24 protein-coding genes and 2 tRNA genes are annotated in these 24,818 nt (G+C 55.0%); 10 read left to right on the forward strand and 16 right to left on the reverse strand.

The annotated features are described in order from the left end of the window. Positions 1-31: 31 nt before the first annotated feature. Positions 32-505 (reverse strand): PaaI family thioesterase, encoded by a 474-nt coding sequence (locus tag VI25_RS11290; RefSeq protein WP_045687054.1) that lies wholly within the window; start codon positions 503-505, stop codon positions 32-34. A 74-nt stretch (positions 506-579) separates the two neighbouring features. Between VI25_RS11290 and VI25_RS11295 the strand changes: the two genes are divergently transcribed. Beyond that, a complete protein-coding gene (locus VI25_RS11295; RefSeq protein WP_045687055.1) occupies positions 580-888 on the forward strand; it encodes a DUF962 domain-containing protein in 309 nt (102 codons plus the stop codon). A gap of 30 nt (positions 889-918) precedes the next feature. Here the strand turns inward: VI25_RS11295 and VI25_RS11300 are convergent, their stop codons facing one another. Beyond that, positions 919-1,359, reverse strand: a complete 441-nt coding sequence (locus VI25_RS11300) for a GNAT family N-acetyltransferase (RefSeq protein WP_045687056.1) — start codon at positions 1,357-1,359, stop codon at positions 919-921. 173 nt (positions 1,360-1,532) lie between these two features. Here VI25_RS11300 and VI25_RS11305 point away from each other — a divergent pair, with 173 nt between their 5' ends. Then, on the forward strand, positions 1,533-2,030 hold the full coding sequence (locus VI25_RS11305) for a YajQ family cyclic di-GMP-binding protein (RefSeq protein WP_045687057.1): 498 nt from the start codon (positions 1,533-1,535) through the stop codon (positions 2,028-2,030). Positions 2,031-2,143: 113 nt separating this feature from the next. Then, on the forward strand, positions 2,144-2,914 hold the full coding sequence (locus tag VI25_RS11310) for a TerC family protein (RefSeq protein ID WP_045687058.1): 771 nt from the start codon (positions 2,144-2,146) through the stop codon (positions 2,912-2,914). An 83-nt stretch (positions 2,915-2,997) separates the two neighbouring features. Here VI25_RS11310 and VI25_RS11315 read toward each other — a convergent pair whose 3' ends face one another. From VI25_RS11315 to VI25_RS11335, 6 genes are all read right to left on the reverse strand, one after another. Continuing rightward, positions 2,998-3,774 (reverse strand): J domain-containing protein, encoded by a 777-nt coding sequence (locus VI25_RS11315; protein WP_052694908.1) that lies wholly within the window; start codon positions 3,772-3,774, stop codon positions 2,998-3,000. Continuing rightward, positions 3,771-4,202 (reverse strand): hypothetical protein, encoded by a 432-nt coding sequence (locus VI25_RS11320; protein ID WP_045687059.1) that lies wholly within the window; start codon positions 4,200-4,202, stop codon positions 3,771-3,773. The genes VI25_RS11315 and VI25_RS11320 overlap by 4 nt, the downstream gene beginning before the upstream one ends. Positions 4,203-4,339: 137 nt before the next feature. Then, positions 4,340-5,914 carry a M36 family metallopeptidase gene (locus tag VI25_RS27735; protein WP_052694909.1) on the reverse strand — a complete coding sequence of 525 codons (1,575 nt, stop codon included), beginning with the start codon at positions 5,912-5,914 and terminating at the stop codon, positions 4,340-4,342. Continuing rightward, positions 5,911-6,045: a M36 family metallopeptidase gene (locus VI25_RS28885; protein WP_152981591.1), complete on the reverse strand. Its 135-nt coding sequence runs from the start codon at positions 6,043-6,045 to the stop codon at positions 5,911-5,913. Before VI25_RS28885 ends, VI25_RS27735 begins: the two co-directional genes overlap by 4 nt. Further along, on the reverse strand, positions 6,012-7,022 hold the full coding sequence (locus VI25_RS27740) for a M36 family metallopeptidase (RefSeq protein WP_052694910.1): 1,011 nt from the start codon (positions 7,020-7,022) through the stop codon (positions 6,012-6,014). The genes VI25_RS28885 and VI25_RS27740 overlap by 34 nt, the downstream gene beginning before the upstream one ends. Positions 7,023-7,151: 129 nt before the next feature. Continuing rightward, a complete protein-coding gene (locus tag VI25_RS11335) occupies positions 7,152-7,697 on the reverse strand; it encodes an RNA methyltransferase (RefSeq protein WP_045687060.1) in 546 nt (181 codons plus the stop codon). 259 nt (positions 7,698-7,956) lie between these two features. On the opposite strand from VI25_RS11335, the gene mutS reads away from it, so the two are divergent. The 5 genes from mutS (at position 7,957) to VI25_RS11360 (ending at position 13,393) form a co-directional block, all read left to right on the forward strand. Next, positions 7,957-10,644: a DNA mismatch repair protein MutS gene (mutS, locus tag VI25_RS11340; protein WP_045687072.1), complete on the forward strand. Its 2,688-nt coding sequence runs from the start codon at positions 7,957-7,959 to the stop codon at positions 10,642-10,644. 271 nt (positions 10,645-10,915) lie between these two features. After that, positions 10,916-10,991 (forward strand) — tRNA-Gly (locus tag VI25_RS11345). A 240-nt stretch (positions 10,992-11,231) separates the two neighbouring features. Continuing rightward, positions 11,232-11,314, forward strand: a tRNA-Leu gene (locus VI25_RS11350). A gap of 185 nt (positions 11,315-11,499) precedes the next feature. Beyond that, a complete protein-coding gene (locus VI25_RS11355; RefSeq protein WP_045687073.1) occupies positions 11,500-12,489 on the forward strand; it encodes an AAA family ATPase in 990 nt (329 codons plus the stop codon). A gap of 91 nt (positions 12,490-12,580) precedes the next feature. Next, positions 12,581-13,393, forward strand: coding sequence for a class I SAM-dependent methyltransferase (locus VI25_RS11360; RefSeq protein WP_161806927.1), 813 nt, complete (start codon positions 12,581-12,583; stop codon positions 13,391-13,393). An 8-nt stretch (positions 13,394-13,401) separates the two neighbouring features. Here VI25_RS11360 and VI25_RS11365 read toward each other — a convergent pair whose 3' ends face one another. From VI25_RS11365 to VI25_RS27745, 5 genes are all read right to left on the reverse strand, one after another. Then, positions 13,402-14,670, reverse strand: a complete 1,269-nt coding sequence (locus tag VI25_RS11365) for a lipopolysaccharide biosynthesis protein (protein ID WP_045687061.1) — start codon at positions 14,668-14,670, stop codon at positions 13,402-13,404. Between the two features lie 21 nt (positions 14,671-14,691). Beyond that, positions 14,692-15,903, reverse strand: coding sequence for a glycosyltransferase (locus VI25_RS11370; RefSeq protein ID WP_045687062.1), 1,212 nt, complete (start codon positions 15,901-15,903; stop codon positions 14,692-14,694). Between the two features lie 115 nt (positions 15,904-16,018). Further along, positions 16,019-17,668 carry a T9SS type A sorting domain-containing protein gene (locus VI25_RS11375; RefSeq protein ID WP_045687063.1) on the reverse strand — a complete coding sequence of 550 codons (1,650 nt, stop codon included), beginning with the start codon at positions 17,666-17,668 and terminating at the stop codon, positions 16,019-16,021. 116 nt (positions 17,669-17,784) lie between these two features. Next, positions 17,785-20,481 (reverse strand): TonB-dependent receptor domain-containing protein, encoded by a 2,697-nt coding sequence (locus VI25_RS11380; protein ID WP_161806928.1) that lies wholly within the window; start codon positions 20,479-20,481, stop codon positions 17,785-17,787. Further along, positions 20,481-20,609: a hypothetical protein gene (locus VI25_RS27745; protein ID WP_262489944.1), complete on the reverse strand. Its 129-nt coding sequence runs from the start codon at positions 20,607-20,609 to the stop codon at positions 20,481-20,483. The genes VI25_RS11380 and VI25_RS27745 overlap by 1 nt, the downstream gene beginning before the upstream one ends. A gap of 146 nt (positions 20,610-20,755) precedes the next feature. On the opposite strand from VI25_RS27745, the gene VI25_RS11385 reads away from it, so the two are divergent. Further along, positions 20,756-21,649 (forward strand): YicC/YloC family endoribonuclease, encoded by an 894-nt coding sequence (locus tag VI25_RS11385; RefSeq protein WP_045687065.1) that lies wholly within the window; start codon positions 20,756-20,758, stop codon positions 21,647-21,649. Positions 21,650-21,980: 331 nt separating this feature from the next. Next, positions 21,981-22,526 (forward strand): hypothetical protein, encoded by a 546-nt coding sequence (locus tag VI25_RS11390; RefSeq protein ID WP_045687066.1) that lies wholly within the window; start codon positions 21,981-21,983, stop codon positions 22,524-22,526. Between the two features lie 140 nt (positions 22,527-22,666). Here the strand turns inward: VI25_RS11390 and VI25_RS11395 are convergent, their stop codons facing one another. The 3 genes from VI25_RS11395 to gcvH are packed head-to-tail and all read right to left on the reverse strand — an operon-like array spanning position 22,667 to position 24,781. After that, positions 22,667-23,968 carry a M28 family metallopeptidase gene (locus VI25_RS11395; RefSeq protein WP_052695300.1) on the reverse strand — a complete coding sequence of 434 codons (1,302 nt, stop codon included), beginning with the start codon at positions 23,966-23,968 and terminating at the stop codon, positions 22,667-22,669. A gap of 16 nt (positions 23,969-23,984) precedes the next feature. Further along, a complete protein-coding gene (locus tag VI25_RS11400; RefSeq protein ID WP_052695299.1) occupies positions 23,985-24,389 on the reverse strand; it encodes a VanZ family protein in 405 nt (134 codons plus the stop codon). Between the two features lie 11 nt (positions 24,390-24,400). Continuing rightward, on the reverse strand, positions 24,401-24,781 hold the full coding sequence (gcvH, locus tag VI25_RS11405; protein WP_045689032.1) for a glycine cleavage system protein GcvH: 381 nt from the start codon (positions 24,779-24,781) through the stop codon (positions 24,401-24,403). Positions 24,782-24,818 lie beyond the last annotated feature (37 nt).

Genomic DNA, 24,818 nt, shown 5'->3' on the forward strand with positions numbered 1-24,818 from the left:
GGCTTTTTCATGTCCTGGCCTAGCCGTAACTCTATTCTGGCGAGGCTGGGAAAAGCAAATCGTGGAAGTCTCGCTTGGTGGCTGGGTAGCGGTTGAAGGTCCCCAAGCCTCGTGCTACTACTCGGTTATCGTGGGTGGGGCAGCGGATAACAGCGCTGCTTACTATTAGCGTTTTGCCGCTGTGCTCCACGGTGCCGTGGGCTATCAGGTGGTCGTGCAGGTGCACCGGGTATAGGTAGTTGATCTTAAACTCTACGGTAGAAACCAGCTCCCCCGCCGTGAAAGCCAACGACAAAGCCGCCGCTCCCAGTGCCGAGTCTAGTAAGCCAGCCAGCACCCCACCGTGGCACGTGCCCGGGGAGGACAGGTGCTCCTCTTTCACCGTCATACGATACTGCACCTCGCCGGGCTGCTGGAGTAGTAGTTCCATCCCGTTGGTGCGGCCGTAAGTGTTGATTTGATTATAGATAGCCACCAGCGTAGCTACATCAGGAAAGTGGTCCATGGCAGAAGATGACTAAAGGGAAGGCAAGTAGGAAAAGGTAGTTACTTTAGGTAAAACCTTTAAACTGCGCCGCCATGAGTGCTCCCAGCACCAATACGTTTGCTGAGTTTTATCACCGCTACCTGCGCGAGCATAGTCAGCGCGGTACTCGTATTTTTCATTTCGTGGGCACTAGCCTATTTCTGGCGGCTACGGGGCTAGCCGTGGCATGGCAGCGGCCGTGGCTAATACTGGGTGGCGTGGTTGCGGCCTATGGCTGCGCCTGGGTAGGTCACTTTTTCGTGGAGCGTAATCGACCAGCTACTTTTCAACATCCCTGGTGGTCCTTGCTCGGCGACTTTCGTCTGTACTGGGAATTGCTACGGGGCCGAGAGAAGTTCTAGCCTCAACCAGCACCCTGTTATGACGCGATACTAGGCTAAGGACTTGCGCATTAGAAAATGCGGGATGGTACCGAACAGTATGTGTGAGGGGGCTACTACCGCATAGCCCAGCCGCTGGTAGAAGGGCACGGCATTCTGACGAGAATGCAGCACTACTTCCTCTAAGCCCTGTGTACGAGCGGCTGCTTCGAGGTACGTTAGCACCTGCCGCCCCAGGCCTTGGCCTTGCTGGTGGGGAGCAACGGCCATAAAGCGTACTTGCCCTTGCGTAGGGCTGGCCGGATGCAGGCGGCCCACTGCCATGGCGTGCCCCTCGGGAGACAGCAGTAGGGCATGAGTAGTAGTTGGGGCGGCGTCATCGTCGGCGTGCTCTGACCCCGCCGGCTGGCCCCAAGGCTGGCGTAGTACCTCGTAGCGCAGGCGGTAATAGGCGGCCCATTCATCGGGCGTATGAGGGGCAATGACGGGCATAGGCGCAGCAGTGAAACGCGTAGAACGAAGTCGAGGTAAAAGTACAAGCTAATCTACGGGAGTATACGGCTGGTTTTATCCAATCAGTGCCAAGTTCCTACCTTTGGCTTCCTGGCCCAAACCGCACGCATGGTTTGGCGTACAGGAAGCCCAACCCAACTCATTCCTGCATTATGGCCTCCTTCGATATTGTCAGCAAAGTAGACCCGCAAACCCTCGAAAACGCAGTAAACACCGCCAAGAAAGAACTGCAGACGCGCTATGACTTACGCGATACCAAAGGCGGTATTGAACTCGATAAAAAAGCTAACACCATTCAGCTCAGCTCCGAGAATTCTATGCGCGTGAAGGCGCTGGAAGATATTCTGCTGGGCCGGGTAGTAAAGCAAGGTATCGATGGCACAGCCCTCGACTTTACCGCCGAAGAACAAGCCAACGGCGCTCTGGTAAAGAAAACCATCAAGGTGCGGGCCGGGGTCGATAAGGAAGCGGGCCGTAAAATCATTAAGGCTATCAAAGACGCCAAACTGAAAGTAGAAGCGCAGATGCAAGACGACCAAGTACGCGTATCGGCCAAGAAGATTGACGACCTGCAAGCCGTTATTGCATTGCTGCGCCAGCGCTCCGCCGACATCGGTCAGCCCTTGCAGTTCGTGAACATGAAGTCCTAGCTGTTCAGCAGCACAGATACGCGTACGAGTGAAGCAGCTAGTAGCTACTTTTCATTTGTACGTGCGCTTGCCTACGGGTCCCGCTACTTTCCTCCTCGTCACCATCTCGCCTAATGAATTTCGACTTCTCCGTTTTCTCCAGTCCCCAAACCTGGGTGAGCCTGCTCACGCTGACCTTCATGGAAATTGTGTTGGGTATCGACAACATTATCTTCATTTCCATTGTGGTCAACCGGCTGCCGCAGGAGCAGCAGGCGCGTGGACGTAGCATTGGCTTGTTGCTGGCTTTATTGTGCCGCATTGGTTTGCTGCTGAGCATTTCCTGGATTGTGGGGCTGAAAGCCGCCTTATTTACGCTCAACCTGCCTTGGCTGGACGAACCTTTCGGCGTATCGGGTCGCGACTTGATCTTGCTGGCGGGCGGATTGTTCCTAATCGGGAAAAGCACCACGGAAATTCACACCAAGCTACAAGGTGGCGAGGAGGAAGAGCACGCCAGCAAAGGCGGCGCTACCATGCAGAGCATCATCTTGCAGATTATCATCATTGATATTGTGTTCAGCTTCGACTCCATTTTAACGGCCGTGGGCCTGGTGGATAACGTGCTGATTATGATTCTGGCCGTTATCCTGTCAATGGGCGTAATGCTGGCTTTCTCTGGGGTAGTGGCCGACTTTGTGAACCGCAACCCTACCATCAAGATGCTTGCGCTGTCCTTCCTGATTATGATTGGGGTGATGCTGGTGATGGAAGCCTTCCACAAGGAAATTGAGAAAGGCTACATCTACTTTGCCATGTTCTTCTCCCTCATTGTGGAAACGCTGAACATGCGCCTGCGCAAAAAGACGCCTCCTGTGCAGTTGCGCGAATCACAGTACGACTAACCTCAATCCTATCCGTCTTACAAGCACAAAGGCCCGTAGCTCCAGAGCTACGGGCCTTTGTGCTTGTAAAGCAAGGGAGCTGGCTACGCGGTGAGGGCCATTAGCAGCACAATAACACCTACTACCGAGGCTATAATGGCTAAGTTGATCCGCATGGCCGCTGTCAGGTTGCGAAGCTGGGCGGGCAAGGTGAGGAGGAGTAGTACGAACAGGAAGCCAAACAAGCTTTCGTACCCAAATTCTACCGATAGGGGAGTGCCATTGGGCAACCGGGCTTCTCGCACAAACCGGAACAGCAGGGAGGTTTTCAACTGAAAATACTCCGTAGTAATGGGGAAGTGCTGGTTCGTGATAAAGGAGCCGCGGTCGGTATCCACGTAGTTTAACAAGCGCCCATTAGTGGCACGGCTAGAGTGAATACTGGTAAACGTACCCGTGGCCGAGCGCACCAGCAGAAAGTAATCAACCATCACCACGAGCACCAGCCCCAGCAGTACTTGGCACCAGCGGCGGGCAGGGGCATTATATACTTCCAGGTCCATAGGACGAATGCGAAGCAGGCCGCTAGAACGCTGAACGGCAGCCGTATATCGGCGGCGAATAGCGGGGTCGCGCTGTGCGGGCGTGGTAGCCGCTTGGGGGTGCTGGCGCTGTGCCCGCAGCTGGGCATCGTAGGTGGCACGTTTCGTGGGCTGTCCTAGTACTTCATAGGCGGCGTTTATTAGCAGGTAACGCTGGTGGGCCTCCGGATCAGAGGTGCGGTCGGGGTGGGTGAGAAATACCAGGCGGCGGTAAGCTTGGCGCAACTCAACCGATGTGGCTTGCTCCGGCACCTCAAGCAGTTGGTAGTACGTGCTCATGGTCCGGCGGGAGTAGTATAGTGAGCAATGGCCTCTGTACTGTCGTGGGCGCGCTGCACGGCCAGCTCTAAAATTCGACGGTTAAGCTCGGAGCGGTGGGCGCGGTAGAAGGTATACTCCTCCCGCGTGAACTGCCCGGTTATCAGGCCTACTATAGTGTAGCGCAGCTTAGTATTGCGGCCAAGTAGCTCCCCAATCAGGCGTTGCTGCTCAGTGCGGTGTGCAAGCAGAAATGGCACGTGATGGTCGCTTAGAAAGTCAGCTACGGTAGCTAGCACGTGCTCATGCTGGAGCTTAAGCACCGGGCGCAGGGTGCGGTGCAGAAAGTTTGCAGCGGTGGGCTCTGCCGATAAGGTAGCCTCCACGGTAGGGCGTAAGGCTAGGCGGGCAGTGGCATGAGGATCGTCGATGGGGGTAGCAGATGGCATACGGAGCAGGTAGGAAAGGCCCAGTGAGACGGACCAGCAAACACAACACAAGAAGAAGCCCACTAGATCAAGACCTAGTGGGCTTGGTACGGCCCAGTAGGCACTCTAGCACCAACAGCTAGGGCGCCGAGGGCTGCTTAGTGTTGTACCGCTACTTTCTTCGTAATGTTTCCTTGTGAGGTAGTTAGGCGCACAATGTACACACCGGCTGCTAGGTTGGCGGTGTTCAGCGTTACGCCCTCTTGTTGTAGGCGAGCGGCTGCTACCTGTTCGGTGTGCACAGTTTGGCCCAGCAACGTTACGACGCTAATCTGCACCGGCGCCGAACTGCTGATCTGCGTCCGCACCACTACTTGGTTGTTGGCTGGGTTAGGGTACACCTCCAGCAGTTCCCCGCTGAGTTGCTTTTGCGTGCTCAAAACCGCTGGCATATCGTAGGCTACTACCTGATCAGACACACTGGTACTCAGGCCTTGAGTGGCACTGACTCCCATACCGCGGCGGGCGAATACGCTCCAGATCAACGCGGAGTTGGCCCCCTGATTATTGAGGGTATCAGCTTTCAGAATAGCATTGCGGCCGTCGATGAAGCCAGGTGTGCACTTCTGCAGCTTCAAGCCATCCAGCACCAACTGCAGGCAGATGTTATTACCTCCGGTCGAGGCTTTCATATCTGCATTGTACCCGTACCGGCCAATTAAGGCCCAGTTCAAGTCCCAAAGCGTAGCCGCCCACACTTCTCCCACGTCGTGGGTTTCAGCGTATTGCCCCTCGCCCGTACCAAGGAAAGCATACGTATGGTTGTTAACGGCAAAGTTGGTTGTGTAGAGCTTGCGGCGGATGCCGGTGCCGGTGGGTGTTTGGAAGGCTACGTATGTGCCGATGCCGCGGGGCGTAGTACCCACGTCGCCGGGCTTGGTAGTCATCCACAGGCCAAAGAAGTCGCTCCAACCTTCTCCCATGGTCTCATAGCCGGTAGTGTTGGGCAGGCAGCCTGAGTTGGCCGCTCCCCCCGTGAGGCGGGTAGAAATACCGTGACCATATTCGTGGGTAATAATGCCGTTATCGAAGTCGCCGTCACGGTAGTAGACTGTACTAGAAGCTGATAAGGACACGGTTTGGCCAGCGTCAAGGGCCGCCTTCAGCCGGTCGCCATCCGCTTTCGTGATGAAAATGGATGGAATGCGGAGCCCTACCGTATCGGCCGCTACAGTAGAGCCCATGTTCACGAGCGTGGTTGTATTGGGTATGCTGTCCATCATGACTACCATTTTGGCCCCGGCATTCTGGGCGTTTCTGATCTTCACGGCGAAGTTGCACTTGCCCCGCTGAATGAGGGCAATCTTACCACTGATGGCCGCCGCGTTTACCAGGGGCGCATTGCAGCCCCGAATAGGCTTGGCCGAGCCATCATCTACCGCCACCAGATTGCCCGTGATGGGGCCTACTGCTGATATCCGGCGGCCCAAAGAGCCTTCTAATGCAGTGAGTGGCCCGGCTAAGGAAGCAGGGGCCGTAATTTGAATGCTCTTGCTCTCCGCCGTCCACAGAAACATTTGCATGCGCGGGCGGCTGCCTTCTACCGGAGTAGAGAAGTTTGCATTGTTGAGGCGAACAGGTGAAGCCGAAGCGCCGTCCTGCGCTTCAGCCTGCACGGCATCGGCGCCGGCACCGCGGTTAGTATAGTTCTTCACCTGGAAGTTGCCGCTCACTTCATCGAAGCCCTTGTAGCCATCACGTCGTGAATCATATTGTTCCAGTAGAACAAGTTGACTACGGCCAAATTCAGGTTACTTGTGGGAGCAGTCGTCAGCCCATTCGTAAAGGCGAAATCAAATTCCAGGTTGGCCCCCCCATCGGGCTAATGCTGGTGCCGGTGGTGTACGCGTTGCGGTTTGGGCGGTCGTCGTAGGCATTCACATTGTTGCCGCTGGTGCGGGTGAACTCTGCCCCCGTTACTCCATCCGTATCGTGCCAGCCGTAGGGCGATACCAGTGGGTCGGCAGGGTTTACAACCACTTGGCGGGTGCCATGATCAGGGCTTTCTGCCGGCACGGCCCACACGTTGTAGCTGTTGGGCGCGTTTACTTTATTGGCCGTAGTGGCCGGAGTGGGGGCGCTGGCCGCAGCAATCTGTGCCGACTGGTGTAGGGGCACAAAGCGCAGGCTTTCCGAAACGGTGTAGTCCGTTTTGTCGAGCAGGGTGCCAGTGGCTGCGTCTACTCGCACGTTCCAGTAATGCTCACCGTCCAGCGGAGCCAGCGTAACGTCCCAAGCCAGGGGCATGGAGCCGTTGGCCAGGGGCTGGTACATAAGCTTCACCAGAATATTGTCGAGGGAAATGCCTGCCTCGTTGAACACAATACCCGTGGCAGCAGTACCAGCCTGCACCACTCGTAGGCTGCGCGGAGCCGGCATGCCCAAGGCGCGGGCAGCGGCAGCTACTGCCTGCTCGGCTGAAAGTGCTGGCGCCGTCGTGCGCGCAGCAGTAGCCACCGCTGGCACAAAGTTGCTAGACATACTCACTACCTTGCCCGCCGCTGTCAAATGCACGTCGGCTACGGCACCCGATACCTCTATGCCGGCGTGGCGCTGGCGCAAGTACAGGTGCGTAACGCCATTGTGCGCATCAGTATGCTGGCTGGTAACCACCGGATTGGCCACATCTTGCTCTCCCAGCCCATACGCCGTCCGACGGGCTTGCAATACTTGGATGGCCCGATTGAAGGGTGCTTGTTGGGCAGTTGCTATGGCTGGGATGACCAGGCTAGCAGCGAAAAGTAAGGCCCGGGCGGCGGGCTTAGAAGCGACTAGGTGCATCAAAGAGGCGCGGTAGAAGTAGTGAGTAAGCAGATCAGCAAAACAAAAGCCGCTCCAGCAGAGCGGCCTGTTCCAAATTTACTGAGGAGTTGGCGATTTTCTTGCCTGATTTTCAATAGCAAGGCAGATTTATTGTTGAGATGTAGCCCAGCCCGTTTTACTGATGAAATCCCAGAGCACTACCCCGGCTGCTACACTTACATTCAGGGAGTGCTTGGTTCCAAATTGTGGAATCTCCACGGCAGCATCACACAGCGCCAGCACCTCATCCTCTACGCCAAACACCTCATTGCCCATGACGAGGGCATACCGCCGCTGCGGGTCGGGCTGAAAGCCCGGTAGGGCGAGGCTGCTAGTCGTTTGCTCCACGGCAATGACCACGTACCCCGCCGCCTTGAGCTGGTGAATGGCCTCTACCGTAGTAGGCACGTACTCCCAGGTTACCGACTCGGTACTGCCCAGGGCAGTCTTGGTGATTTCGCGTTGGGGAGGACGGCCGGTGATGCCGCAGAGCCAGATTTTTTCGAGGGCAAACGCATCGGCGGTGCGAAAAGCGGCCCCCACGTTGTGCAGGCTCCGCACATTGTCGAGCACCAGGCAGAGGGGGAATTTTTGCGTATTTTTGAAGTCTGCCACCGTCAGCCGGTTCAGCTCTTCCATAGAGAGTTTGCGCATCCTGCAAAGGTAGGAACGCGTCTGCATGCTGCGGCTGTTGGGCTCAATACTGAATGGGAGGAAACGCCGCGCGAAGCTCCAGCTTCGGGCCCGGCAGCCAGTAGTGCTGCTGCGCCTGCACCCCGCATTCCACGTTACGCGCCGCTGGAGCGACGCGCTACTTTTCTTGCTAGTGAAAACGAAAGTCGCTGATCCTACGAAAAAGCCCATCCGCACGCACGGCTCTCTCGGTCCCGCCCCCGTGATTGATACGCCGCTGATGAAGCAGTACTACCAACTCAAGCAGGCCCACCCTGGTGCCGTGCTCCTGTTTCGGGTGGGCGACTTCTACGAAACCTTTGGCGAGGATGCCGTCACGGCTTCCCGCATTCTCGATATTACGCTCACCAAACGCGGGGCCGGCACTGCCGCCGAAACGCCGCTAGCGGGCTTTCCGCATCACGCCCTCGATACCTACCTGCCCAAGCTGGTGCGAGCAGGGCAGCGCGTGGCCATCTGCGACCAGCTGGAAGACCCCAAGCAAGCCAAGGGGCTAGTAAAGCGCGGTATTACGGAGCTGGTCACGCCCGGCGTGAGCCTGCACGACAACGTGCTGGAGCGCAAGAGCAACAACTACCTCTGCGCCGTGCATTTTGGCAAGCAGGACGCGGGCATTAGCTTCCTTGATATCAGCACGGGCGAGTTTTTGGTGGCTCAGGGTACCCTGGAGTACCTCGGCAAGCTGCTCCAAAATTTTCAGCCGGCCGAAGTGCTGTTCTGCAAGAAAAGCCGCCGGGAGTTTGAGGAGCAATTCGGGCCCGACTACTGCCACTTCGCCCTAGATGAATGGGTGTTCGGGTTCGACTACTGCCACGATACGCTGACGCGCCACTTCAATACTACTTCTCTCAAAGGCTATGGCATTGATGGCCTCCGGGAGGGTATCACGGCGGCTGGCTGCATTCTGCACTACCTCGCCGAAACCAAGCATACTGATGTGGGCCACATTGGCAGCATCGGGCGGCTTGAGGAAGATAAGTACGTGTGGCTCGACCGGTTCACGGTGCGCAACTTGGAGCTGGTGCATCCTCAGCACCCCGGCGGCGTGCCCCTTATCGACATCCTCGACCAAACCGTGACGCCCATGGGCGCCCGCCTGCTGCGTAAGTGGGTAGTACTACCACTGAAGGAGCCCGCTCAAATTCAGCGCCGCCTAGATACCGTGGAGGCCCTGCTCCACGATACAGAGCTACTGGGTAATCTGCTTCAGAATCTGCGTCAGATCAATGACTTGGAGCGCTTGATTTCCAAGGTAGCGGTGCGCCGCATCAACCCCCGCGAGCTGCTTCAGCTGGCGCGGGCTTTAGAAGCTATTGCCCCCATGCGCGAGCAACTGGCCAGTTCTGGTGTGCGGGCCCTGCAAAAGCTAGCCGACCAGCTCAACCCCTGCGCCGCGCTCCGAGACGAGATTGTGGCTAAAATCAAGACCGATGCGCCGTTGCTTACAAACCAGGGCGGGGTGCTGAATGATGGCGTGGATAAAGAGCTGGACGAGCTACGTAGTATGGCCTTCTCGGGCAAAGACTACCTGTTTCAGATGCAGCAGCGGGCCATTCAGGAAACGGGTATCAGCTCCCTGAAGGTGGCCTACAATAAGGTGTTCGGCTACTATCTTGAGGTGACCAATGCCCATAAGGACAAGGTGCCTACTACCTGGATTCGGAAGCAAACCTTGGTGAATGCCGAGCGCTACATTACGGAGGAGCTGAAAACCTACGAGGAGAAGATTCTGCACGCAGAGGAGCGCCTGTTTGTCATTGAGCAGAATATTTACAACGACTTGGTGCTGTTTGCCGCTGAGTACGTTGCCCAGATTCAGCAGAATGCCCGTGCCATTGGCGTAACAGACTGCCTGGCTTCTTTTGCTGCCACGGCCCGCCAGCACCGCTATGTGAAGCCCATCGTGAATGATGGCACCTTGCTTGACATCACGGCCGGGCGCCATCCAGTTATTGAGCGTCAGCTACCGCCCGGTGAAGCCTACATCCCCAACGACATCCGCCTCGATCAGGAAGATCAGCAGATAGTAGTTATTACGGGACCTAACATGGCCGGCAAATCTGCCTTGCTGCGCCAAACAGCCCTGATTGTACTATTAGCCCAAATAGGGTCCTTTGTACCAGCCGACGCGGCTACCATTGGTGTTATCGACAAGATATTCACCCGCGTAGGGGCTTCTGATAACCTAAGTAAGGGCGAAAGCACCTTTATGGTGGAGATGACCGAGACGGCCAGCATCCTCAACAACCTCTCCGACCGGAGCCTGGTACTGATGGATGAAATTGGGCGCGGCACCAGCACTTACGATGGTATTAGTATTGCCTGGGCCATTGTGGAGCACCTGCACAACTCGCCCAAGGCCCGCGCCAAAACGCTGTTTGCTACCCATTATCACGAGCTGAACCAGCTAGCGGAAGACTGCCACCGCGTACGCAACTACAACGTGGCCGTAAAGGAAGCCGATGGCCGCATTCTATTTCTGCGTAAGCTGCAAGAGGGTGGCTCCGAGCACTCCTTTGGCATTCACGTTGCCCGCATGGCTGGTATGCCTACCTCGGTAGTATTGCGGGCCAATGAAATCATGCACCACTTGGAGCAGGAGCGCACCAGCGCTAGCCTCGATACGGAAGCTCCCACCGAGTTCGACGAAGTGCTGGCTGGCCTCGACGTAAAGCCGAGCGGGCCGGGAGTTGCCACAGACCACTTTGCGCGCGGACCTAAGGCCCAGCCTGCGGCTGCCATGCACTCGGCCCCGCGCCCTAGCCTGCAGCTAAGCATGTTCGAGCCTGCCGACCCCGCTCTGGAACGGCTCCGCGAACTACTCGACAAGCTAGATGTAAACACGCTCACCCCAATCGAGGCGTTGCTAAAGCTGAACGAGCTAAAGCTAGCGGCCAGTAGCAAGTAGCATCGTATGCCCCGCCTTTCAGCAGCTACGGAGTGATTTTTACCAGTCCTAGCTACCAAAAGGCGGGGCTGTTATGAGCGCAGAAGAGCTTGCAACTAGTAGGAGACTGTACCAAGCTCCTTTTTTGATGAAAATTTTTCTCCCTGAAAATCAGTCAAAAAGGGCATGGTAGGAAAGTAAAAGCAGTTTTTTTTAGGGGCAGCTCTTGACACTGAGGATTCTTGTAGTACCTTTGTCACATCAAAACGCCACTACGGCGCCAAGATCGAAAGCGAGAGTAGCTCAGTTGGTAGAGCGCGACCTTGCCAAGGTCGAGGTCGCGAGTTCGAACCTCGTCTCCCGCTCCATAAAGACCCTGCCACATGGTAGGGTCTTTTGGTTTATATAGCTGGCTCATTGGTCGCAGGTGAATCAGTTGCCACAGCTAGGCACTGAGTTCTTGTAGCCATTAAGCTATTTGGCACCAAACGGAGGTGCTTCTAAGATAAATGCTGGTCTTAGGATGTGCCGTTTGGAGAATTTACAGTTACTTTGCCCACCTGTTGGGCGCGGTAGACTAGCTACCGCAGGAAGTAGACAGATATGCTGCCAGAGTGGTGTAATGGTAGCCACGAGGGACTTAAAATCCCTTGTCTTCACGGACGTACGGGTTCGAGTCCCGTCTCTGGTACTAGGGGCTTCTACAGGTTGTAGAAGCCCTTTTTGTTGGGTTGGAGATGAGAGGCCCAGTAGTTTGCGCCTGACGTTCGTACTAGAACCACGCGCTTTTGCCTCGCGAAATAGAAACCGTGTACTGTCGGCACAAAATCCATCGTTTGGCTACCTTTAGCCTTCTTCCTTGATTCTGCGCGTATGATGCCGCTTTCTTCCTCTACCCCAACCACCCCTCCCAACTACCAGCAGAAGATTAAGCAGGTTTTTGCCGAAGTAGGCAAGGTTGTCGTGGGCCAGCAGTACATGGTAGGGCGGCTCCTCATTGGGCTGTTTACCGGTGGGCATATCCTGCTAGAAGGTGTGCCAGGCCTAGCCAAGACACTAACTATCAGTACCTTGTCTAAGGTATTGCACTTGCACTTCCAACGGGTGCAGTTCACGCCGGACCTACTGCCTTCCGACCTAGTAGGCACTATGGTGTACAACCAGAACCAGTCGGAATTCGAGGTAAAGAAGGGGCCGATATTCGCCAACCTAGTGCTGGCCGATGAAGTGAACCGCTCCCCGGCTAAGGTGCAAAGCGCTCTGCTGGAAGCCATGCAGGAAAAGCAGGTGACCATTGGGGAAACCACGTACCCGCTCGATCTGCCCTTTCTGGTGTTGGCCACCCAAAACCCCGTGGAGCAGGAGGGAACCTACCCCCTTCCAGAGGCCCAGGTAGACCGCTTTATGATGAAGGTTTTTGTGGACTACCTCAAGAAAACCGACGAGCTGGAAGTGATGCGCCGCATGGCCAACATGAGCTACGTGGGAGAGGTAAGCCCGATTTTGACGAAGGAAGACGTGTTTGGTATCCGCCAGGAGATCAATCAAGTGCAGATTTCGGAGACCCTAGAGAAGTACATAATTGAGCTGGTATTTGCCACCCGCCGCCCCGCCGACTACGACTTGCCGGAGTTTCAGCAGTACGTGCAGTTTGGAGTGAGCCCCCGCGCTAGCATTGCGCTGCACCGCGCCGCCAAAGCCGTAGCCTACTTGGATGAGCGCGACTACGTGTTGCCCGAGGATATCAAAGATGTAGCGGGCGACGTGCTCAACCACCGCATTCTGCTCACGTACGAAGCCGAAGCCGACGGTATTCGCACCCAGGACCTGATTGAAGCTATTTTGCGCAAAGTGCCGATTAGCTAAGCTAGGTAGTTCCTACCAAGCAGCTCGGTTAGGCCATAAGGGGCCAGGGGCAAAGTGGCACATTTCCATTCTCACGATTCGTCTTCTCTGCTTGTCTCGACTTACCAAAACCCTTCGCGGCTTAGGAAGCCTAGTGCGCAACCCCTGGCTATTAAACCATGTGTTGGCGGCAGACACAGCTGCGTGGCAGCGTCGGGCGTTGCGGCATGCTTCCCAACGAGGAGTGACCCCCGATGGATTGCCGGTAGTGGCTTTGGCTCCGTTGCTACCAGCTCATGGAGAAACGGTACACCCTTTCGCGTTTCGGGACGGCGGCTCACTGCCAACGGACCTTGCATTGTTGCGAGGCCTGGCGCGCCAAATTCCCCAGTGCCGTTATTTCGAGATTGGAACGTGGCGCGGCGAAAGTGCAGCTAACGTAGCTGCCGTGGCAGCTTCCGTGCACACCCTAAATCTATCGGCAGCCGAAATACGGGCACTGGGCCTACCCGACCGATACGTGGAACTGCATGGATTCTTCTCCAAGCCCTTATCCAACGTAACGCACTTGCACGGGAACTCCGCTACGTTCGACTTTGCTACGTTGGGGCACTTCAACCTAATTTTTATCGATGGCGACCATGCGTACGACGCCGTGCGTACGGATACGCGCCGCGTTTTTGAGCACTTGGTGGGCCCGGATACGGTAGTGGTATGGCACGACGCTAATCGGCAGCCTGGCCAGCCCCGTTGGGAAGTCTTAGCCGGCATTGTAGACGGGCTGCCCGCAACGGCACGCGGCCAGTTGGTACAGGTTGAAAATACACTGTGTGCTCTTTACTCGCCCAAGCTCCTGCAAACGAAACAGCCTATGCCACTCGCGGACCCAACCCCGCATTTTGCTGTAACGGTACAAGCGGTATAGTGCGGAGGCTATGACTTCTGCCGCCGAAGCAGGCTCAAACCGTAGGATACATCAGCAGGGGTGGGTAGGAAAGCCCAGGGCGTAGCGCCCGTAGCGCGCCAGAAATGATAAAGTAAAAAGACTGTGGAAGTGGCGTAGGAGGCGGTGCTGGCCAAAGCTGCCCCCCGGATACCTAGCTGCGGAACCAAGAGCCAGCAGGCCATGATGGTCACTCCCATTCCCACTATAGAAGCCGCATTGTTGATTCGGTAGCGGGCCAGCCCGGCGAAGTAGCTACTGCAAAGAATTTGGATTGCTATGCATACGACGCCCGGAGCTAGTAGCCCGATAACGGGCCGTGCGGGGCCAAACTCCGGCCCGAAGATGGCCGTAAGCACGCCGACTGGCAGCAAGGCTAGTACGGCTATAGCGGCCGTGGTGGCTAGTAGCGTAAGTCGGGCAACGCGCAGCCCCTCACCCGCTAGTGCAGCCGGGTCTGGCGCATGCACCAGATCAACGTACTGTACCAGAGCAGTACTGCGTGGAATCAGCCAGATAGCTTCCGTCAAGGCTACTCCCACCGACAGAATGCCCACAGAGCGAGCATCAGCATAATGCGCTACGAAGTAGTAGCCCATGCGGTAGTTGGCAAAGGCCAGAATATTGGAAAGGTGAGCCCCGCGGCTGTGGCGTACTAGTTCACGGGTAGTCGCTCGTAGGCGGCGGCCGTGGCGTAGGCGCCGGTCGGGAAGATGCAGCAGCGCCCGGATGCTCAGCAGTAGGGGCAAGCCGTACGCAACGTAGGCAGCGTAGTAGTACACCGGTATTTCGCGCCAGCCCAGACCGCCGAAGCAACCCCATAAACCCACCGCTAGCAAAGCGACCTGCGCAGCGGCAAGCATGTTGTAAATGCCCTCGCGACGGCGACCTAGGAGCAAGGAGGAATTGATAGAGAAAAAAGCCTGTAGTAAAGACAAGGTCAACAGGTGTCCCAGGTAAGCAACTGGTGCATTACGTAGTAGCGCTACTGCCCCCGTACCTATCAGGCACACCAGCGTGGCCCATCCGTAGGCGGGTAGTAGCAAATGCCAAACATTACGGCGGGGCACCAAGTAAATCAGGGAAGAGCCCCCAACCAGCCCAATGAAAAGCAGCAAGACCGCGCAGTCGGTCACGAACAGACTTACGGCTCCGCGGCCAGCAGCTCCCAAATAGCGCGCCGTAAGCCATACCACTACAAAGCTTAGCAGGGCTGTAGCCAGGCGGGTTGCAACGTTGTGAAGGATTCGGCGGATCATGAATTGGCGCAGAGTAGGCCGTTAGAATGCAGTTGGACCAGTACGGCTTGGTACACCAGGTAGTACCGCTGCATAAAGGGCCGCAAATTGTGCACTGACATTGGGGTAGGAGCAGCGCGCCTCAGCATCAGCGCGTAGCACGGCGGGGTCGTAAGTACATGAGCCATCAAGAACAGCCATCAGCGCCGCGCCGAAGGCTACTTCATCATCTGGCCGGACCAGCAACCCGAAAGTGTTGGGCGGCTGAAACAACTCGGGTACTCCACCAGTGGCCGGCCCTATCACCACACATCCGGTAGCACGGGCTTCCAAGAACACGCATCCGAACGTTTCGGCCCGGCTGAAGCTGACCAGGGCGGCGGCCTGCTGCATTTCGCGGGCTACTTCGTCGTGAGCAAGCTTCCCTAGGAATGTGACGATGCCATTCTCCAGCAAGCCCAACTGTGCGGCCAACTGTTGTAAGACTGCTTCATCAGGACCGTAGCCCGCAATTCGTAGGCGCATATGAGGGTAGCAGGAGTGCAGCTGCGCTACCACGCGTAGGACCCCAGAGATATTTTTTACTGCATCGTGAAATGCAGCCACCACCAAGAGCTGCCCTGCTGTGCGTGGCCATTCCGCGGGACGAAATACATCGGTGTCTACTACGTTGGCAATGACGGCTGTGTGCGGATGCACGAAGCCAAGGCGGGCCATGGCATCGCGTAGGCTAGCTGATACGGTGTGCAGGCCCACTGCATGGCGCACCACCCTACCCGTAAGCAGGCGGCGTATTCGTCCAATGTTACTGGCCCGCTCGGGTAGGTAAAGCGTCCAGTGTTCTGTGATGAGGTAAGGTAGGCCTCGGATAAGCCGCAGCCACCACGCAAACAGCCCCGTGCGCAACAATACGTGCACATGCACGAGTTGGGGGTGCCCGCCCCAATAACGAACCAACTGCCGGTAGCCCCGCCCCAGGCACCAGAAGTACAGCCCTAGCTTTAGCAGTTTGTCTAGCGGAGCAAGGCCCGTAATGCGGGCCCGATAGTAGTAGCGCAGAGTAGGAGTAGAACCCGTGAGAGCAGCTTCGCAGTCAATAAGCGACGGAAGCGGGCCGCGGGCTACGGTGGCAAAGAGCACAGCAGCCGTAGTGTGCGGTGCAATAGCGGCCACGTGGCGGGCCACAAAGTCACCATCCTGATTATCGTAGCGGTTGGGGTACCACTTGGGCAAATGCAGGACGCGGAGCTTCATTAACTGCAAGCTAGACGTTTTAGGCGGGTGTCCTAGTAAGGTTGAAGTAGAAAAGCCTGCCCCGGCTTCCCGGAACAGGCTTTCCCTTAAGCAAGCAAATACGATGCAGCGGTAATTACTTGGCTACGACAAAGCGAACCGACTGGGTTGTTTCGTTCGTCGTTACGGTGGCTACATATACCCCGGCCTTGAGGTTGGCAGGCAACGCAATCTGCTGCTGACCAGCCGAGAGCTTGCCGTTTGCCAAGACCGTGGCTACCTGACGACCCGTTACGTCCAGTATGCGTACCGAAGCCTGACCTCCGCGCTTCAACTCAAACGATATCGAAGCGGAGCCAGCCGTGGGGTTCGGGAACACTGCCAGTTGCTGTAACTGATCGGAAGAGCTCTTGGCCGCTAGGGTCTGACCAGGGCGGTTGTAGCACGTGATCTGAGGATTGAAGTTGGTCCAGCCAGCCACCCAGTTATTGGTGCCAAAAGCACCACGGAAGGTGCCGGTCTTTTCAAAGAAAGCATCCGCCAACTTCGCATCTGAGAAACCTGCGCCCGTGTTCAAGGGAGAAGCAGTGGGCAGGGTGAAGTCCGACACGATATCGGAGGCAGGGCTGTAGTTACCAGCGTTCAGGCCAAGCTCGCCAGCCGTTGGGAACAAGGTATTGGCATTGGCCGCATTATTCCAAATACCAGCTACGTCGAAGGTGGTTACCCCAGCCGCTTCAAAATTGCGGGTCGTCATGTTAGCCATCACGTTGTTTTTCAACACAAGGCTACCACTAGTGGCGTTAGCTTGAGTAGGGGCACCGTCCAGAGTCAAGCCCGTAGGCCAGCCTGTTAGTACTGAGTTGAAGATAGAAATGGCCGTGTTACGACGCAGGTGCATGGCCCGGGTGAAATTGGCCGCTGCCCCAATGGGCGTGCGCAGCAAAGCCGTCACGTTCGAGAAAACAGGAGCCGTCTGGGGTAAGTTGGAAGAACCACCCGCATCGTTGTCCGACTCGAAAGCAGTGGAGCCTGATACGTCGCCGGTGTTTGGCTCACGTACAATGAGGCCGTACTGCACCTTGCCTTGGTAGCCGTTATCGGTGTCAAAGTCATCATCCGTAGCAGCCACAGCCACCAAGTGCTTGGCATTCACAGTACCACCAAACCACTCGAAGGAATCATCGCCGGAGCCGTATACCTGCACATAATCAATCTGCGTGCCCGCACCTACACCGGCCAGCGTCAGTCCGTTGATTTCGGAGTTAGGCTGAAATGCAATACCAGGGAATTCAATGCGCACATACTTTAGGATGCCCGAATTGTCATTTGGATCGGTGCCGCCGTACGGAGAGTCCACACCACCTTCCACCTTGGGGGTACCCGTGAGGTTTACGGGTGCCCGGCCGCAGATAATAACTCCACCCCAGTCGCCGCGTGCCCGTGAGCCAGCTGGTTCGTTAGACGTAAATACAATGGGCTGGCTGGCAGTGCCTTCAGCAATGAGGCGAGCCCCTTGCTCCACAATCAGCGTGCCTTTACCAGTTTTATCTCCTTTAATAATAGTGCCGGGCTGAATCGTAAGCGTAGCTCCTGCCCGCACATAGATAAAGCGCGATAACAGATAGACGTTGTTGCTAGTCCAAGTCGTGTTCTGCGTAATGTCAGTTGATACTGTTGTAGCTGTCGGGGCAGCAGGGCAGACCGTTTGCGCTACCACCTGAGAGGTAGGCGCCACTGCGGCTACAGCACAAGCCAGTAAAGCAGGGAGTAGAATCTTTTTCATGCGTCTATAGGGTGTTTGTGAGGAAGGCAGGTTGAACGAGGCAAAGGTCCAAAAGCATAACGCCCATCCGTAAGGATGGGCGTTATGCTTTCGTTGTGCTAGTGTTACCGTATTGTTTAGAAATTGTAGGTCAGGCCAAGCGTAGAGTAAGTACCGCGGCGGTACTCTCCAAAGGCGCCCCGCTCGTTGCTGCCGATTTTACCGTTTCGGTTAAAATCGTAGTATTGACGTACTTTCTGGTTCAGGATGTCCTGAATACCCGCCTTAATTTGCAGGTGCTGGCCAATGCCCTTGGTTACGGCCAGGTCAACTACATGGCGGGGCATTTCGATTACCGAGTAGTTGAACTGACGGTCGCCCACAAACTGGATGCGCTGGCCTACTACGTTGTATTGGGCCGATACCTGCCAGTGCGCTTCGTCGTCCTGATAGAATAACCCCGTGTTCACAACGTACGGCGACTGGCCTTGCAGCGCACGGTCGGAGAGAGCGAAGTTGTTGTTAACTGCATTGTCAGCTAGGGTTACGCGGCTCTTGATGAGTGAAGCATTCAGAACCAGCGAGAAGCGCTGCAACACTGGGTTGTCCGTTAGCTCCATCAACGACTTGCGAGCTTCCACCTCTATGCCTACATCGTACGCGTTATCGGCATTCTGATAGGTTAAGTACATCTGCTCCGTTGAAACTGACTGGGTAGTTTGCTCAATGGCGTCGCGGAAGTACTTGTAGAACACGCCTACCGACAGCATTTCTGAGCGCGTGGGGTAGAACTCGTAGCGCAGGTCGGCGTTGTAGATGGTAGCCGTCTTCAGGTTTTGGTTACCGGTGATAATTGCGTTGATGGTATAATCGAAGTACGGATAGTTGGCAATCTCGCGAAACTCGGGGCGGTTCACGGTTACGCTACTACCAAAGCGCAGTAAGGAGCGCTGGTTGAAGTTGAAAGTAGCATTCAAAGAAGGCATTGGGATAACCCGACGCTCCAAGTAGGCAGTATCCTGTGGGTCGCCATTTTTCAGGTACTTCCGGTTGTACTCCACCCGAACACCACCCGATAGGCTGAACCGATCCGAGATAGGGGCTACACCACCTACATAACCAGCTACCAGAGTGTTTTCAGCCGAGTAACGGTCTTTCGGAGAGGTGCCTTCGTCCAGTACGAAGCCTGTTTTAGGGTCTAGGTTTTCGGGAGCAAAGATTTGGTCGATGGGCAAGGTGAGCAGGCGGTTTGCACGCTCAGGGTCTTGGTAGAACGAGCTGCCGTTGCCGATTACGTAAGAGAAGTAGCGGTTCTGGAAGTTACGTTCCTTTTGTTCCGTGTAAAAACCGGCCCGCAGCTTAAACTCGTTTGCCTTAGTTGTGTCGCGGCCGGCAAACCGACGTTCCCACTGGCCGCTAGCCATATAAGTGTTTTCTTTCAGATCAGAAAAGAAGCGGCTAGCGTCGTAGGGGTTGCCATCTGGAGGAACTACTACCAGGAAGGGGCGGGGCGTTTCGCCGGGCTGAGGCGTAATGCGTTGGCTACGGTAGCGGCTATAGTCTGGCTCGTCGCGGAATACATAGTTGTAACCAGCGGCCCAAGTGATGTTCGTGCGTAGGTCTGCTCCTACCTCGTGAGAGCCTTGTAACTGGCCCGAGTAGATGGTGCGGCTCTGGTAGTGCAGGGCGTAGTCGTCGCGGTCAAAGCCCTGGTCTAAGGTCTGGCCGGTGCGGTGCGTTACTTCGTCAGTGCCAAACTGGTTCAGGAAGTTGCGCAGCTCAATGCGGTTACGGTCGTTGAGACGCACCTGCCAGTTGTGAACAATGCCCAAGCGAGTACCCGTGATAGCACGCTCATCATTATATAGGTACTGCTGGCGTGGCAAGCCCGTAGAAGGATCTTCCTCAATGAGGTAGCGGCTGCGGGTGATATTGTTCTGCTCGTGCGTATTGGAGTAGGAAACAGAGGTGACGTTGCTGACCGCCGCCTTGCCTACATCAAACTTGCGGCTTAGGCCGAAGGACAAACGCAAGTCAGGGCGTGCATTGATACGCAAGGGAAGCCACGCATTACGGAAAGCTGGCTGGTCCGTCGCAGTCATTTGCTCCGTCAGATTAGACGGCAACTGGCGGTTGCCATTGTCGAAGCCTAGCCAGTCGGAGCTACGGCCAGGACTTACTTGGTAGTTGTTCTGAAAAGTAGTGTTGCTCCGCGCCCACCCCGACACGCTAATGCTCGTCGCATTTTCAAGCACTGAGTTTCTGGTGTATACTTTCACGACTCCACCACCCATTTCGCCGGGCAGTTCTGGCGAGCCAGACTTGAAGATCAGAATGCGGTCAATTACCGAGCTGGGTAATATGTCAAACGAAAAGGAACGAGTATCTACTTCGGCCGAAGGCGTCAAGGCATCGTTCAGCATCACTGTGTTGTACCGTTCGGCTAGCCCCCGAATAACAATGAAGTTATTGCTCTGCACCGTTACCCCCGGAATGCGCTTTACTACTTCGGCAGCATCGCGGTCCAGGGTCTTCACTATCTGGTCGTTGCTCATGCCACTTACTACCACTTCAGACTTCTTCAAGTCCTGAATCATAGCTACCTCCGTCCCAGTTTGCTTCTGGCCGGTTACGACTACTTCTTTCAGTGCTTGGGCGCTTTCTTCTAATACTCCGTTGAGTACCGTCTTCTCGTCGGCTTTAATAACGATGCCGGTGAAGGTGAGTGGCTTCAGCCCGATAGATTGGATGGTGATGCCGTAGGTACCAGGAGTAAGTTGCAGCAGGTAAGTGCCATCAATATTCACTGGCGCTGCTTGCGTGGTACCCGTCACTAGCACAGTGGCTCCGATGCTCCCTCGCCAGATTTCTTCTCCGTGACTTTGCCAGTCAGCGTACCTTGCTGGGCGAAGAGTAAGTGACTCAGCGTCAGGAAAAACAACAGTAAAAATGAACGCCGCATACCGGGTTGGTTTATGGTTTCGCAAAGCTAGACCGAGCCTATTATGCTAATATTGCCCCATCATTATGCTTATGTTACGGCCTAGCTAACCAACTCACCGTCTGCTAGAAACCACTACTTTTGCGCCCACTTTCCCAAAATCTGCTATGCTTCAGTCCATGACCGGCTACGGAATTGCTCACCGCGATACCGACCGCTACACCGCCACCGTTGAAATAAAGTCGCTCAATTCCAAGACGCTGGATTTGAGCCTGCGCTTGCCTCGCTTCCTGCAGGATCGAGAGCTAGAAATCCGCAACTTGGTTACTAAGAGCCTGGTTCGCGGTAAAGTCAATCTGAACTTTGACTTCGCGCGCCCGCGCGCGACGGGCGCGCAGGGTTCTATAGTGAACAAAGATGCGGTAGCGCTGGCCTTCCGTGAGCTACAGGAACTTACGCATACCACTGGTGCCACTTTAGAGCAGCTAGCTGCCATTGCACATGCCCTACCCGGTTCTCTCCGCATTCCGGCCGATGCCACGGCGGCTACCGAAGAAGAGAATATTCCTTGGGAAGAGTTGGCTCCTTTATTACAGGAGGCATTGCAAGGGGTTAATCAGTTTCGACGCGACGAAGGACAAGCGTTAACCAACGAGATAGTCGGTTACATCGACCGTATCCGGATTTTTCTTGCGGATGTTGAGCGGCACGACCCTACACGTATTGAGCAAGTAAGACAGCGCCTGCAAGGACATCTGGCTGACTTAACCAGTAATGAGCACTTTAACCCTACTCGGTTCGAACAGGAAGTGCTGTACTACATTGAGAAGCTTGACATCGCCGAGGAAAAAGTGCGGTTGGTCAACCACTTGCACTACTTCACCGAAACGGTATACCTACCCGAACCCACCGGCAAGAAACTTGCCTTTATTTCGCAGGAAATAGGCCGGGAAATAAATACGATTGGCTCAAAAGCTAACGATTCAACCATTCAACACTTAGTGGTAGGGATGAAAGAAGAGCTTGAGAAAATCAAGGAACAAATCAACAATATTCTTTAAGTCCAGTAGATAGGTAGTAGAGCCAAAAGCGCTGTAAATTGAACTTTACGAATAACATCTTGGATAGGGTATTTTTAATCCCATATTGAGAATTTTAGAAATTGCACTGAAAATGTCATTTTAATTTTGTCGTAGTGAAACCGCTTATATGCATTGCTACGTATGATTTAGTAGCTTATTGGCGCTTTCTCATTTTGAGTTAGGTGTTATTTTTGGGTAAACAACTTGCGTCTTCGGTATTTGTGCGTAAATTGTGTTATCCAAACAGCACACCTCTCGGTTGCTTAGTTACTGACTCCTTCTGATTTTCACTCTTTTTTCAGCTACGACTATGAAAAAAGTACTACTCGTTGCCCCCGTTTTCTGCCTGATGCTTTTGCTGATGGCTGCTCGTCCCTTCGCGGAAGTAGAGCTGATCAAGAAGCGCGTTCTTAGCGAGCGTGTAGAAATCCTTATCCCTAAGGGGTTTGAGGTGATGAGCGAGCAGCAGATGGACTTCAATTACGCCAAAGCACAAAGCCGTCCTAGCGTTATTTATACCAACAGCAAAGAAGCTAGTATTGCTTTTTCATACACCGATAACACGGCCGATCAGGACATGATCGACATGTATGCCGATAATTTCTACAAGACCTACACCAAGCAGTTCAAAGAGGCGAAGTGGTTCAACCACGGTGTAAAAGAAGTGAACGGCCGTAAAATTGGTTATCTAGAACTCATGAAGCCTGAGCTCGGCCATGAAGTATATAACCTTGTGTTTTTCACGGATGTAGAAGGTAAATTGCTCATGTGCAACTTCACTTGCGCTGACCGTCAGAAGCCTGAATGGGAGAACGTAGCAAAGCAAATCATGAGCTCGTTCAAGACAAACGGTTAGGGCTGCTTCGCTAGCTAAAACACAACAAACCCAGAATAATACGAGTAGGTTCGTATTATTCTGGGTTTGTTGTGTTTTAGCTAGTTGAAAAGTCTGCTTAGCATTAGTGCAGTGAGTAGCTACTAATACACTAAAACATATCAGAGGTGCAAAAGGAACTCGCTTAGTAAGGCAAACACCTGTTGGAAGGCTGTGAGCGGCAACGCGTCAGCTTGGTCTTGCACATCGTGGTAGGCGGTAGGTCCTCCCTTCGTATATAGAAAGAAGGAGGGGACTCCATGTTCTGAAAAGAAGTAGTGGTCAGAGTTGGCTGCGCGGCCGCGAGCTACCAAACTAGGCAGGTAATGTCCGGCTGAGTTCAACTGAGTGAGCAACTGAAACTGAGGCTCGAATATCTTGCCGTTGACTACCGTTGCTCCCTGGCTACCCGTACCTACCAAATCCAGATTCACCAGAAAGTGAATGCGCTCCAAGGGGAACAATGGGTGCTCTACAAAGTAGCGTGACCCAACCAGCCCAGCTTCTTCGGCTCCGAAACCAATAAACACCAAAGAGTAATCCGGCCGGTTTTGAGGTTGGGAGAAGTGTCTAGCTAGCTCCAGCAACATAGCTACCCCGCTGGCATTATCATTTGCTCCCGGAAAATAAGTGCTGCGGCCGAGCCTACCTAAGTGGTCGTAATGGGCTGTGACTACCAGAAACGAATCGGGTTGGGTGCGACCAGGTAGGTACCCAATGACGTTTTGCGTTGGGTAGGCTGGTTGAAATACAGCATCTAGATGGACTATGACAGTTCGAGCCTTCGCGGGCCACTTGCTAGCCAGTACCTGTAAATGGGGTTGAGGGTCTTGTTGGCTGGCTAAGGAAGCTGTGAGCTTACTCGGCAGTAAGGTAACCCGGGCAGCTGCCGTCAGAACATGTGCCTGCAGGGCCACTGGTAGTTGGTTCAGTCGCGCTGCGTCGTGCTGCTGTAGTACTAGTACCCAGCGGCATAAATCCGTTGCTAAGAAAGCGGAGTGGCGCTCGGGGTGAGAAAACAAGAGGGTATCAAAGGCGAGAATGTTGCCCTTGACATGACCCGTACCCGAACTTGGATCCGCAATAAAATCGATACCTGGCGTAAGCCGTTGGCTACCGACCTGTAAACTGGCACGGCCGGGGAAGGTATTAATAGGAAGCGGAAAGGCTTGGGTATAATTAGTAGATAGTGGCTGAAGACCGGAAGCTGAAAACTGAGCCCGCAGGTAATCAGCGGCAATATGGTCGCCTTGGTGTACGTAGCCGCGCCCATGAAAGGCCGGCGAACTTAGTCTCTGTATAGTCTGGCGGACGCGAACCATATCCTGCGCCGCTGCTGCAGTAGCAAGTGCCAGCACTGCTCCCGCGGTACCAACGCTCGTTACAACTCGTTGGTAGCGGCGGCCGCAGGATAGAAGAGCCATTGGGAAAAGAATGTTACTACTGCCACCACCGACGCAGCAGCCACATACCAGCTAGGCCAGCTACTACTCCTAGTGAATCGCTAAGAAGATCAGACCACTCACCATGACGGCCTAGGTCCATTGTCATCTGTAAAAACTCAATCAGAGCGCCGAAGGCTATGTTGGTGAGCAGCACGAAGCTATAGGCCCAACGGCGTAATGCTGGCCACTGAAGCTGGCGCCGTAGCGAGAAGACGCTCAGCGCGGCCAATACAACAAAGACGGCCGCGTGAGCAGCAGTATCAAATGCCAGCAGCTCCCAGTGAGGCGTTTCTGGCATTTCATCCGACGGAGTGAGGGTTAGCACTAATACCAGCGCCGCCCACCCCAGCGGTAGAACCATGAAAGGTCGGCGGGAGGTAGGCGGCGCGGTAATGAACATAGCCGGAAAGCTTAGGCGCCTACTAGTTCGCCGTACGCTTCGGCGGTAAGCAGCGTTTCTACTTCTGCTGGGTTGGCTATCGAAATCTTGATCATCCAGCCATCACCGTAAGGATCAGAGTTCACTAGCTCAGGGCTACCATCCAGCTTGTCGTTGATTTCCAGAACTGTGCCGCTGATGGGGCTGAACAAGTCGGATACCGTTTTTACGGCCTCTACTGTTCCGAATACTTCATTCTCAGCTACTTCCTTATCAAGCGTGTCGATGTCTACGTACACAATGTCACCGAGCTCTCTCTGAGCGTGGTCAGTGATGCCAACGTAGGCAACGTCACCTTCTACACGAATCCATTCGTGTTCTTTCGTGTATTTCAGGTCAGCGGGCAAGTTCATGGGGTGCGAGTTTGGAGAAGTTGGGGTGAGTTGCGCT

Source organism: Hymenobacter sp. AT01-02, from assembly GCF_000961955.2.
GTDB lineage: Bacteria > Bacteroidota > Bacteroidia > Cytophagales > Hymenobacteraceae > Hymenobacter > Hymenobacter mucosus.